Raw genomic sequence first — 12067 nt, 5'->3', positions numbered from 1 at the left:
CAAGAGAGGCGGGGAATGATGCAGGCAAAAAAATGGTCAGCTCTGCTGGCGCTGATGGCCCTGATAAGCATGCCGCTCCAGGCGGCGGAGCCGGTTAAAGTCGGCTCGAAAATCGATACCGAAGGGGCGCTGCTCGGCAATATTATTTTGCTGGTACTGGAAAACCACGGCGTGAAAACGGTCAATAAAATCCAGCTTGGCACAACACCCGTAGTGCGCGGGGCGATAACCGCCGGTGAACTCGACATTTACCCTGAATATACCGGCAACGGCGCCTTTTTCTTTAAAGAGGAAAACGATCCGGCATGGAAAAACGCGCGGCAGGGTTATGAAAAAGTCAAAAAACTGGATGCGGAAAAGAATAAGCTTATCTGGCTGACGCCGGCTCCGGCCAATAATACCTGGACCATCGCCGTGCGTCAGGATCTGGCGGCAAAAAATCATCTCACCTCGTTAAGCGACCTTGCCAGCTATCTGCAAAAAGGCGGTGAGTTTAAGCTGGCTGCTTCGGCCGAATTTATCGAACGTCCGGACGCGCTTCCGGCGTTTGAAAAAGCCTATCACTTTAAGCTTCGGCAAAACCAACTGCTGTCGCTGGCGGGCGGCGATACGGCGCTGACTATCAAAGCGGCGGCGCAGCAAACCTCCGGGGTGAATGCGGCGATGGCTTACGGTACCGATGGCCCGGTCTCTGCCCTGGGGTTGCAAACCCTGAGCGACCCGAAAGGCGTGCAGCCGATTTATGCTCCAGCCCCGGTCGTGCGTGAAGCGGTGCTGGAGGCCTATCCGCAGATAGCCGAATGGCTACAGCCGGTGTTCGCCAGCCTTGACGAAAAAACGCTGCAACAACTGAATGCGAGTATTGCGGTGGAGGGCCAGGATGCGAAGAGGGTCGCTGCCAGCTATCTGCAACAAAAAGGGCTGCTAAAGTAGGCCCGCGTGACGATTCGCTGCTATAACCGGGTTGCGCTGCTGCTGGCGCTGTTACTGCTGCTGGTGATGGCGCTGCCATTTATCAATTATGCGCCCAATCGGCTGTTATCCGGCGAGGGGCGCTGGCTGTGGCAGGTCAGTTCGTGGCTGGCAGGCGTACAGGCGGCGGTTGCGCTACTCGCGGTGCTGCTGTGCTGGTGTCCCGGACGCTTTCCACCGTTGCTTATTTTTCTGCTGGCGGAGATGCTGCTGCCGCTCTTGCTGTGGGGCGCCGGAAAAAGCGCGCTGCTATTGGAACAGAGCGGTTCTCCTCTGGCGCGCACCTCTCCCGGCAGTGGTCTGTGGCTGGCGCTGGCGTTCTGTCTGCTTATCGCCAGCGACGCTGTTCGCCGCATGACGCGCCGTACGCTATGGCGCTGGCTGTTGAATGCGCAAATCTGGCTGCTGCCCGCTCTGCTGCTCTGGCTGGGTACTCTCAATGGGCTCTCCTTACTTAAAGAATACGCCAATCGTCGCGATGTTTTTGACAATGCGCTGTATCAGCATCTGACGCTGCTGTTCGGCACTCTGCTGCCGGGGCTGCTGATTAGCCTGCCTGTTGGCGTTTGGCTCTGGCGGTATCCCGGCTGGCAATCGACGGTATTTGCTGTACTCAACGTTATTCAGACCATTCCCTCCATTGCATTGTTTGGCCTGCTTATCGCGCCGTTGGCCGGGTTAGCCCGTCAGTTTCCGTCGCTGGCGCAACTTGGCGTTTCCGGGACCGGCACAGCCCCCGCATTGATCGCCCTGGTTCTGTATGCGCTATTGCCGCTGGTTCGCGGCGTGGTTACCGGCCTGCAACAGGTGCCGCGGGAAGCGCTGGAGAGCGCTCTGGCGATGGGTATGAGCGCTCTCCAGCGTTTTTATCAGATACAGCTCCCGCTGGCATTGCCCGTATTGTTGCGCAGCCTGCGGGTCGTCAGCGTGCAAACCGTCGGTATGGCGGTGGTGGCGGCCCTGATTGGGGCGGGCGGTTTCGGGGCGCTGGTTTTCCAGGGGCTGCTCAGCAGCGCGCTGGATCTGGTTTTGCTGGGTGTGATCCCCACTATCGCGCTGGCGGTGGTGGTCGATGCGCTATTCGCGCTGTGGGGTGCGCTACTGAAAGGAGAGGTCAGTGATTGAATTCGACGGCGTTAACAAAGCCTTTGCCGGACAGCCTGCGGTGAAAAACCTTAATCTGCATCTGCGCGAGGGGGCATTTTCAGTGTTGATCGGCACCTCCGGCTCGGGGAAATCAACCACGCTGAAGATGATTAATCGTCTGGTGGAGCACGATAGCGGCGCTATCCGTTTCGCCGGGCAGGATATTCGCCAACAACCGGTTCTCGAACTGCGCCGTAGAATGGGTTACGCCATTCAGTCCATCGGTCTGTTTCCCCACTGGACGGTGGCGCAGAACATTGCCACCGTCCCGCAGTTGCAAAAGTGGTCGCGGCAGAAAACGCAGCGACGAGTTGATGAGCTGATGGCATTGTTGGGGCTGGAGCCACAACTGCGCGAACGCTATCCGCACCAGTTGTCCGGCGGTCAGCAGCAGCGTGTCGGCGTGGCCCGCGCGCTGGCGGCTAATCCGCAAGTGTTGCTAATGGATGAACCCTTTGGCGCGCTTGACCCGGTCACCCGTGAAGCCTTACAGCAGGAGATGATTCGCATTCATCGCCTGCTGGGACGGACGATTGTGCTGGTAACCCACGATATCGATGAGGCCCTGCGGTTGGCGGATCATCTGGTGCTGATGGATGGCGGCGAAGTCGTGCAGCAGGGCGAACCGCTGCAGATGCTTCTGCAACCGAAGAATTCGTTTGTGCGAACCTTCTTTGGTCGTAGCGAGCTGGGGGTGCGTCTGCTGTCGCTGCGTCGGGTGGGCGACTACCTGCGCCGCGACGAGCGTCTGAAGGGAGACGCCTTAAGCGTGGTGATGACTCTGCGCGAGGCGCTGTCGCAGTTCGTCGCCCGCCGTTGTGAGGCGCTACCAGTAGTCGATGAACAGGGGCAAGCCTGCGGGACGCTGCATTTTGCCGACCTGCTACGCGAGGAGGTCCGGCGTGAAAGTTCTGCATGATCCGCTGCTGTGGCTTACGGCCATGTTTGTCGTCTTGTTGCTGGTATTGCCCTACAGCGCGCCGCTGTTCAGCACGCTGTTTCCGCAATTGCCGCGCCCGGTTTACCAGCAGGAGAGCTTTGTCTCACTGACGCTGGCGCACTTTTGGCTGGTGGCGCTCTCCAGCCTGTCCGCTACGGTAGCGGGCGTCGGGGGCGGGATTGCGGTGACGCGCCCGGCAGGCCAGGAGTTTCGACCGCTGGTGGAGACCATCGCTGCGATGGGACAGACATTTCCACCGGTGGCTGTGCTGGCGATTGCGGTTCCGGTGATGGGATTTGGCTGGCAGCCTGCGCTGATTGCTTTGGCGTTGTATGGCATATTGCCGGTTTTGCAGGGTACGCTGGCCGGGTTGGGCGCGGTGCCGTCAGGGGTATTAACTATCGCTCAGGGGATGGGGATGAGCGGCTGGCAGAGGCTGATAAAAGTGGAGCTGCCGCTGGCGGCGCCAGTGATGCTGGCCGGTATTCGTACATCAACCATCGTGAATATTGGCACGGCGACCATCGCTTCAACGGTAGGCGCGGACACGCTCGGTACGCCGATTGTTATCGGTCTGAGCGGGTTTAATACCGCTTATGTCATCCAGGGGGCGCTGCTGGTGGCGCTGGCGGCGATTATCGTCGACCGTGGCTTTGAGCGGCTGAATCGGCGAATCAGCCGACACCGCCGCGAACAATAAACGAGTAACCGGCCAGCATAACGCCGCCAATCCCGCCGATGGCCATAACTAAGAACAGAGTGATGACCGCAATTTTCGCTGGCTTCATATTAGGCTCCTGATGTTAACGCAGGGATTATACGGTGAAGCGCAGGTGTTAATAAAACATTAATTGCTTTTTAGCGCCTATCCCACCAGGCGTTATTGGCGCAGCCAGTTTGAATACGGCCAGCGGGGAAGAACCGGAGCGTACACCTAGTACGTGAGGATTCTGAGCACTGCCCGGGTTCAAAATGACAAGCAAAATAGCCCTAATGGGATAGGCTCTTAGCTACGGTCATCTTCCCGGCGGAACTGCGTCGGGCAACGCATACGTACGATCTGCGGGAGAGGTTGCCGTCGCGTTATTCAGCCAGATAACCTGACGCTGTTGCTCCCAGAGACACATTTGATTGACCTGAGCGCTACAGGGGGCGTCGCCGCACCAGATCATTAATGTGCTGTCGGGAAAAAGCTCCGGGCGAATCTGGGTCAGCGAATGGGCAAGGATATCCACCCGCCAGCCTTGCTCGCAGGCTATCCACCCCTCCAGCCACAGCCGGGTAATATCATTCACATTCCAGCCGATCACCAGCGCATGGCTGCCTGTGTGTTTTGCGGCGCCAGAAAGATGGCAGGCGACATGAGTAATCAGAATACCATCAAGAATACCCCGCAACGCCCGCAGCGCCGGCTGCGGGCTAAGCAGACGCTGGCGCAGCGGATTAATCAGATGCTTAACCAGCGTGTGCGCTGATTCACTGTGGTTGCGCTCTTTCAGCCACATGCGCAAACGATGATAGCTGCCATTTTGCAGATAGCCGAGCAGGATCTCTTGCTGGGCGCGCCAGCCATCGGCGATCTCCTGTTCGCTGTCCATCAACAGCGTTTTCACTTTCCCGACCTGAACGCCGGAATCGATCCAGCGCTTAATTTCGCGAATGCGGTCAATCTCATGATCGTTGAATAAGCGATGACCGCCATCGGTGCGCTGAGGTTTCAATAATCCATAGCGCCGCTGCCAGGCGCGTAACGTGACGGGATTGATGTCGCAAAGCTGCGCGACTTCGCCGATTGTATAAAGCGCCATTTTTTCCTCCCGCGCTGTTCTCCTGCATTAACTGTAGAAGCTGTTGGCTGAAAGCGACAATTTTGCTTATTTTTTGTCCAGAAAAGGACGGGGCTGGCAGCAAGAAATGTGATCGTTACCCTGAATTATCATTTTCTTGTATTGCTTCAAAGAAAGTTATTACCGGGCAGTGTATGTTACGCGCTTTCAGGCGAAGTGTGGTTTGCGGGTATGTACGAGTTTGATCTGGTGTTGCTGCTGCTTCAGCAGATGTGTGTGTTTTTGGTCATTGCCTGGCTGATGAGCAAAACGCGGCTGTTCATCCCTCTGATGCAGGTCACCGTTCGCCTGCCGCACAAATTACTCTGTTACGTCACCTTTTCCATTTTCTGCATCCTGGGCACCTACTTCGGTTTGCATATCGAAGACTCCATTGCCAATACGCGCGCGATTGGCGCAGTGATGGGGGGGCTGCTCGGTGGCCCGGTGGTCGGTGGACTGGTGGGGCTGACTGGCGGGCTGCATCGCTATTCGCTGGGGGGCATGACGGCGCTGAGCTGCATGGTCTCCACTATCGTCGAAGGCCTGCTCGGCGGGCTGGTGCACAGTATTCTGGTGAAGCGCGGACGGCCAGATAAAGTCTTCAGCCCGCTTACTGCCGGCGCGATTACCTTCTTTGCCGAATCGGTGCAAATGCTGATTATTCTGCTTATCGCCCGCCCCTTCGCCGACGCTCTGCATCTGGTGCAGAGCATTGCCGCGCCGATGATGGTCACCAATACCGTCGGGGCGGCGCTGTTTATGCGCATTCTGCTCGATAAGCGGGCGATGTTTGAAAAATACACCTCGGCATTCTCGGCCACGGCGCTAAAAGTTGCCGCTTCGACGGAAGGTATCCTGCGTCAGGGGTTTAACGAAGAAAACAGTATGAAAGTCGCGCAGGTACTGATCCAGGAACTGGATATTGGCGCGGTGGCAATAACCGATCGTGACAAGCTGCTGGCATTTACCGGGATCGGCGACGATCACCATCTGCCCGGTAAGCCGATTTCCTCCTCGTATACCCAAAAGGCGATTGATACCGGCGAAGTGGTCTATGCTGACGGTAATGAAGTGCCTTACCGCTGCTCGATTCATCCCGGCTGCAAACTGGGTTCCACGCTGGTTATTCCACTGCGCGGCGAGAATCAGCGGGTGATTGGCACCATTAAGCTCTATGAAGCGAAAAATCGTCTGTTTAGTTCTATTAACCGGACGATGGGGGAGGGCATCGCGCAGTTGCTGTCGGCGCAGATCCTGGCCGGACAGTATGAGCGGCAGAAAGCGTTGCTGACGCAGTCGGAAATTAAGCTGCTGCACGCCCAGGTGAACCCACACTTCCTGTTCAACGCGTTGAATACGCTAAAAGCAGTGATTCGTCGTGACAGCGACCAGGCCGGACAACTGGTGCAGTATCTGTCGACCTTCTTCCGCAAAAACCTGAAACGGCCTGCGGAAATCGTCACCCTGGCGGATGAAATTGAACATGTGAACGCCTATTTACAGATCGAAAAAGCGCGTTTCCAGGCCAATTTACATATTCAGATGCTGGTACCCGACGCGCTGGCGCAGCATCAGTTGCCGGCGTTTACGCTGCAGCCGATTGTCGAAAACGCCATTAAGCACGGGACGTCGCAGCATCTCGGCGTCGGGGAAATTACCATTCGCGCCAGTCAGCATGAGCGCTGGCTGCAGCTGGATATTGAAGATAACGCCGGGTTGTATCAGGACAAACCTGGCGCTAGCGGGCTGGGCATGAACCTGGTCGACCGGCGGCTGCGGGCGCGCTTCGGAGTCGATTGCGGGATCTCCGTTACCTGTGAGCCGGAGTGTTTTACCCGCGTCACGCTGCGGCTGCCTCTGGAGGAGAACGCATGTTAAAAGTATTGATTGTCGACGATGAACCGCTGGCGCGTGAAAATTTGCGTATTCTACTGGAGGCACAGCCGGATATTGAGATTGTCGGCGAGTGTGGCAATGCGGTCGAGGCGATTGGGGCGGTGCATAAACTGCGTCCGGACGTTCTGTTTCTGGATATTCAGATGCCGCGGATCAGTGGGCTGGAGATGGTCGGGATGCTCGACCCTGAGCATCGGCCCTATATTGTGTTTCTCACCGCTTTTGATGAGTATGCGGTTAAAGCATTCGAAGAGCATGCGTTTGATTATTTGCTTAAACCGATTGAGTCCGGGAGGCTGGAAAAAACGCTGGCTCGCCTGCGCCAGGAGCGCAGCCTGCAGGATATGACCGTTCTCGACGATACCCAGCAGGCGCTAAAATATATTCCCTGCACCGGCCACAGTCGGATCTGGTTACTGCAGATGGAAGACGTGGCTTTTGTCAGCAGTCGGATGAGCGGTATTTACGTGACTGACAGCGAAGGGAAGGAAGGATTTACCGAACTGACCCTGCGCACGCTGGAGAACCGTACACCACTCTTGCGTTGCCATCGCCAGTATCTGGTCAATATGGCCCATCTTAAGGAGATCCGCCTTGAAGAGAACGGTCAGGCGGAGCTGCTGATGCGCGCCGGGCATACAGTACCGGTCAGTCGCCGCTATCTGAAAAGCCTGAAAGAGGCGATCGGGCTGTAAAACGGCGGAATCGTGATAGACTTAGCGCCAGAATTTTTCATCATGAAGGCATTATGATCAGTAACGATATCTTACGTAGCCTGCGCTACACCCTGAAAAGCAATAATAGCGGCCTGGTGCGCATTTTTGCGCTGGCGGATACGCCGGTCAGCGCGGAGCAACTGGTACCCTGGCTGAAAAAAGAAGACGAAGAGGGGTTTGCGCGCTGCCCGGATATCGTGTTGTCGGGTTTTCTTAACGGCCTGATTTACGACAAACGCGGTAAAGATGATGCCGCGCCGCCGCTGGCGCTCGATCGCCGGGTGAATAATAATATCGTGCTGAAAAAACTGCGCATCGCCTTCTCTCTGAAGACAGATGACATTCTCGCTATTCTTACCCAACAGAAATTTCGTGTCGCCATGCCGGAAATTACCGCGATGATGCGCGCCCCAGAGCATAAAAACTTTCGTGAGTGCGGCGATCAGTTCCTGCGTTATTTTCTGCGCGGGTTGAGCGAGCGCGAGCACGCGAAGCCGTAACCGGCATCTGGCCCCAGGCCAGAAAGAGGACGTTAAACGGTGGGTTGTGGAGAAAGTGGCGCATATTTGCTTTTCCCATTTGATTCAGTGTGCTGTTCCGTTCACCGTCAGTACGAGGATATATGCCATCCCCGCAGTCTGTGAACGGAATGGGGGCGTTTCGCTCGCCCCCATGACCCCCGGCATTGCGCTGAAAACCTGCCGCTGCGCGGTCCGCTCCACTCCGGCTTCATCTGGCGGACCGGGCGGGACTCGTGATTACTCGTCCCATCCCTGGGACTCGCCCTTTCAGGGCCAGCGCAAGCGCTGTTCAAAATTGCTCCAGGCAATTTTGTCCTGTCTCGACCCGCCCTCTGGCCGCCGTCCTGGCGGCCAGTCCTGGATGCGCGCCTGCGTTCCCGCCAGGTTTCCTTGATGCGCCCACCCCCCCTGCGGTGAGCCAACAATCAATCTGTTACTCTCCCGGCGCTGTAGGTCATAAAAAACCGACGATACCGTCAGTCCTGTCACCCCATCAGGCCGTTCGCTAAAACCACCCGAATAAAGAAAGTGAGGTATTTTAGAATAGATAAATAAAAAAACGCTGCCGGAGCAGCGCTTTATGCAGTATTACTTAACCTGCTGACCTGGCTGTGCGCCGCTGTCCGGGCTCAAGAGGAAAATATCTTTTCCGCCAGGCCCGGCGGCCATCACCATACCCTCCGACATACCGAAGCGCATTTTACGCGGCGCCAGGTTGGCGACCATCACCGTCAGACGGCCAATCAGAACCTGCGGGTCCGGGTAGGCGGAGCGGATACCGGAGAAGACGTTACGCTTCTCGCCGCCGAGATCCAGCGTCAGGCGCAGCAGCTTGTCGGAACCGTCTACAAACTCAGCGTTTTCAATCAGCGCGATACGCATATCCACTTTGGCGAAATCGTCAAAACTGATGGTTTCCTGAATCGGATCTTCCGCCAGCGGGCCGCTTACCGGCGCTGACAGCGCTTTCACTTCCTCTTTCGACGCGTCAACCAGCGCCTCAACCTGCTTCATCTCAATGCGGTTATACAGCGCCTTGAAAGTATTGATCTTATGGCCGAGCAGCGGCTGCTGGATAGCATCCCAGCTTAGTTCGCTATTGAGGAACGCTTCGGCGCGCGCCGCCAGCTGCGGGAGAACCGGCTTCAGCCAGGTCATCAGCACGCGGAACATGTTCAGGCCCATGGTGCAGATGGCCTGCAGGTCGGCATCGCGGCCTTCCTGTTTGGCGACAACCCACGGGGCCTGCTCATCAACGTAGCGGTTCGCGACGTCGGCCAGCGCCATGATCTCGCGGATGGCTTTACCGAACTCACGGCTCTCCCAGGCTTCGCCAATGGTGGCCGCCGCGTCGGTGAAGGTCTTGTACAACGCCGGATCGGCCAGCTCAGCGGACAGCACGCCGTCGAAACGTTTATTGATAAAACCGGCGTTACGCGATGCCAGGTTAACCACTTTATTGACGATGTCGGCGTTCACACGCTGGACGAAATCTTCCAGATTCAGGTCGATGTCATCAATACGCGAGGAGAGCTTGGCGGTGTAGTAGTAGCGCAGGCTATCGGCGTCAAAATGGTTTAGCCAGGTACTGGCCTTAATAAAGGTACCGCGTGACTTGGACATCTTCGCGCCGTTGACCGTCACGTAGCCGTGCACGAACAGGTTGGTCGGCTTGCGGAAATTGCTGCCTTCCAGCATGGCTGGCCAGAACAGGCTGTGGAAGTAGACGATATCTTTGCCGATAAAGTGATACAGCTCGGTGCTGGAGTCTTTTTTCCAGTATTCATCGAAGCGGGTGGTATCGCCGCGCTTATCGCACAGGTTCTTGAAGGAACCCATATAGCCAATCGGCGCGTCCAGCCAGACGTAGAAATATTTGCCCGGCGCGTTGGGGATTTCGAAGCCGAAGTACGGCGCGTCGCGGGAGATATCCCACTGCTGCAGGCCGGATTCGAACCACTCCTGCATTTTATTCGCCACCTGCTCCTGCAGCGCGCCGCTGCGGGTCCACGCCTGCAGCATGTCGCTGAATGATGGCAGATCGAAGAAGAAGTGCTCGGAGTCGCGCATCACCGGCGTGGCGCCGGAAACCACCGATTTCGGCTCGATAAGCTCGGTCGGGCTGTAGGTCGCGCCGCACACCTCGCAGTTGTCGCCGTACTGATCCGGAGATTTACATTTCGGGCAGGTGCCTTTGACGAAACGGTCCGGCAGGAACATGCCTTTTTCCGGATCGTAGAGCTGAGAGATGGTGCGATTCTTGATGAAACCATTCTCTTTCAGGCGCGTGTAGATAAGCTCCGACAGCTCGCGGTTTTCCTCGCTGTGCGTGGAGTGATAGTTATCGTAGCTGATGTCGAAGCCAGCAAAGTCGGTCTGATGCTCCTGACTCATTTCGCCAATCATCTGCTCCGGCGTGATGCCGAGCTGTTGCGCTTTCAGCATGATCGGCGTGCCGTGAGCGTCGTCGGCGCAGATGAAGTTGACTTCGTGGCCGCGCATTCGCTGGTAACGGACCCAGACATCAGCCTGGATGTGCTCCAGCATGTGGCCGAGGTGGATTGAGCCGTTTGCGTACGGCAGCGCGCACGTTACCAGAATTTTCTTCGCGACTTGAGTCATAGTGGGGATTACATCTTCTATTGTAAAAAGGGGGTTTGATGTTACCGCAAAGGCAATAATTTGGTAAGCCCAAAGCTTATTGTGGGGGAATTATTCCCTTTGGGGTAAACTTAAGCGGCAAGATTCAACTCACAATAACAAAAGGAGTCGGGATGAGTTCGCAAATCCTGGGCAAATCCCCCGAACGTCTACGCGCGATGGTCGCCGGGACCCTGGCCAATTTCCAGCACCCAACCCTGAAACATAACCTCACCACCTTGAAGGCGCTGCATCACGTCGCCTGGCTGGATGAAACCGTACATATCGAAATTCAGATGCCGTTTGTCTGGCATAGCGCATTTGAAACGTTAAAAGAGCAGTGCAGCGCGGAGCTACTGCGTATTACCGGGGCGAAAGCCATCGACTGGAAGCTGACGCACAGTATCGCGACCCTTCAGCGGGTGAAAAACCAGCCCGGTATCAACGGTGTGAAAAATATCATCGCCATCAGTTCGGGCAAAGGCGGGGTGGGCAAATCGTCCACGGCGGTCAACCTGGCGCTGGCGCTGGCGGCGGAAGGGGCGAAAGTCGGACTGCTGGATGCCGATATTTACGGCCCCTCGATCCCGACCATGCTTGGCGCGGAAGACCAGCGTCCGACCTCGCCGGACGGCACCCATATGGCGCCGATTATGAAATTTGGTCTCGCCACCAACTCCATCGGTTATCTGGTGACCGACGACAACGCCATGGTGTGGCGCGGCCCGATGGCCAGTAAAGCACTGATGCAGATGTTGCAGGAAACATTATGGCCGGATCTTGATTATCTGGTGCTGGATATGCCGCCAGGCACCGGCGACATTCAGCTGACGCTGGCGCAGAACATTCCGGTAACCGGCGCGGTCGTGGTCACCACGCCGCAGGATATCGCGCTGATTGACGCCAAAAAAGGCATCGTGATGTTTGAAAAAGTCGACGTGCCGGTGCTGGGTATCGTGGAAAACATGAGCGTGCATATTTGCAGCAACTGCGGCCACCACGAACCTATCTTCGGTACCGGCGGCGCGCAAAAGCTGGCGGAAAAATACCACACTCAGCTGCTGGGCCAGTTGCCGCTGCATATCACTCTGCGTGAAGATCTCGACAAAGGCACGCCGACGGTGGTGGCGCGTCCGGAAAGCGAGTTTACCGAAATTTATCGCCAACTGGCAGACCGCGTCGCGGCGCAGTTGTACTGGCAAGGGGAAGTGATCCCCGGCGAGATCGCCTTCCGCGCGGTGTAATTCTCTTATCATGCTGAACCGTGCGGTGTTTTGCAGCGCACGGTTTTTTTATACGCATCGCAAGAAAGTTATGCCGATCGGCCAGGTCAGTACCGGGATGTTAATGTTATTGCAGGGCGCGGATAATAATGACGCTTATCGTTGCTATAGCGTGATGTTTTAT

At 56.8% G+C, this 12067-nt stretch carries 11 protein-coding genes; 8 read left to right on the top strand and 3 right to left on the bottom strand.

The features are described 5' to 3' along the window. Nucleotides 1-15: 15 nt before the first annotated feature. Genes osmF through FE839_RS06190 form a run of 4 tightly spaced genes read left to right on the top strand, consistent with a single transcriptional unit; the run spans nucleotide 16 to nucleotide 3758 of the window. On the top strand, nucleotides 16-933 hold the full coding sequence (gene osmF / locus FE839_RS06205; RefSeq protein WP_138359971.1) for a glycine betaine ABC transporter substrate-binding protein OsmF: 918 nt from the start codon (nucleotides 16-18) through the stop codon (nucleotides 931-933). A 6-nt stretch (nucleotides 934-939) separates the two neighbouring features. Next, nucleotides 940-2097 (top strand): ABC transporter permease, encoded by a 1158-nt coding sequence (locus tag FE839_RS06200; RefSeq protein WP_138359970.1) that lies wholly within the window; start codon nucleotides 940-942, stop codon nucleotides 2095-2097. After that, nucleotides 2090-3037 carry an ABC transporter ATP-binding protein gene (locus FE839_RS06195; RefSeq protein WP_138359969.1) on the top strand — a complete coding sequence of 316 codons (948 nt, stop codon included), beginning with the start codon at nucleotides 2090-2092 and terminating at the stop codon, nucleotides 3035-3037. The genes FE839_RS06200 and FE839_RS06195 overlap by 8 nt, the downstream gene beginning before the upstream one ends. Beyond that, nucleotides 3021-3758: an ABC transporter permease gene (locus FE839_RS06190; protein ID WP_138359968.1), complete on the top strand. Its 738-nt coding sequence runs from the start codon at nucleotides 3021-3023 to the stop codon at nucleotides 3756-3758. The genes FE839_RS06195 and FE839_RS06190 overlap by 17 nt, the downstream gene beginning before the upstream one ends. Here the strand turns inward: FE839_RS06190 and FE839_RS06185 are convergent. Together FE839_RS06185 and FE839_RS06180 are read right to left on the bottom strand one after the other, a co-directional pair. Then, nucleotides 3733-3846, bottom strand: a complete 114-nt coding sequence (locus FE839_RS06185; protein ID WP_138359967.1) for a protein YohO — start codon at nucleotides 3844-3846, stop codon at nucleotides 3733-3735. The genes FE839_RS06190 and FE839_RS06185 overlap by 26 nt on opposite strands. Nucleotides 3847-4074: 228 nt before the next feature. After that, a complete protein-coding gene (locus FE839_RS06180) occupies nucleotides 4075-4866 on the bottom strand; it encodes a MerR family transcriptional regulator (protein WP_138359966.1) in 792 nt (263 codons plus the stop codon). 210 nt (nucleotides 4867-5076) lie between these two features. Here FE839_RS06180 and FE839_RS06175 point away from each other — a divergent pair, with 210 nt between their 5' ends. Genes FE839_RS06175 through FE839_RS06165 form a run of 3 tightly spaced genes read left to right on the top strand, consistent with a single transcriptional unit; the run spans nucleotide 5077 to nucleotide 7999 of the window. Continuing rightward, the gene (locus FE839_RS06175) at nucleotides 5077-6765 is read left to right on the top strand and encodes a sensor histidine kinase (protein ID WP_138359965.1); all 1689 of its coding nucleotides are present in this window, start codon (nucleotides 5077-5079) and stop codon (nucleotides 6763-6765) included. Next, nucleotides 6759-7478, top strand: coding sequence for a two-component system response regulator BtsR (gene btsR, locus FE839_RS06170; RefSeq protein WP_138359964.1), 720 nt, complete (start codon nucleotides 6759-6761; stop codon nucleotides 7476-7478). Before FE839_RS06175 ends, btsR begins: the two co-directional genes overlap by 7 nt. A gap of 53 nt (nucleotides 7479-7531) precedes the next feature. Continuing rightward, a complete protein-coding gene (locus FE839_RS06165) occupies nucleotides 7532-7999 on the top strand; it encodes a YehS family protein (protein ID WP_138359963.1) in 468 nt (155 codons plus the stop codon). 609 nt (nucleotides 8000-8608) lie between these two features. Here the strand turns inward: FE839_RS06165 and metG are convergent. Next, nucleotides 8609-10642, bottom strand: a complete 2034-nt coding sequence (gene metG / locus FE839_RS06160) for a methionine--tRNA ligase (protein WP_138359962.1) — start codon at nucleotides 10640-10642, stop codon at nucleotides 8609-8611. A gap of 152 nt (nucleotides 10643-10794) precedes the next feature. On the opposite strand from metG, the gene apbC reads away from it, so the two are divergent. Next, entirely contained in the window at nucleotides 10795-11904 is a 1110-nt protein-coding gene (gene apbC / locus FE839_RS06155) for an iron-sulfur cluster carrier protein ApbC (protein ID WP_138359961.1), read from the top strand. The last annotated feature ends 163 nt before the right edge of the window (nucleotides 11905-12067 follow it).

It is taken from the genome of Klebsiella indica (assembly GCF_005860775.1).
Taxonomy (GTDB): domain Bacteria; phylum Pseudomonadota; class Gammaproteobacteria; order Enterobacterales; family Enterobacteriaceae; genus Klebsiella; species Klebsiella indica.
Note: the sequence above shows the minus strand (reverse complement) of the source record. Positions and strands in the feature narration are given on the sequence as shown.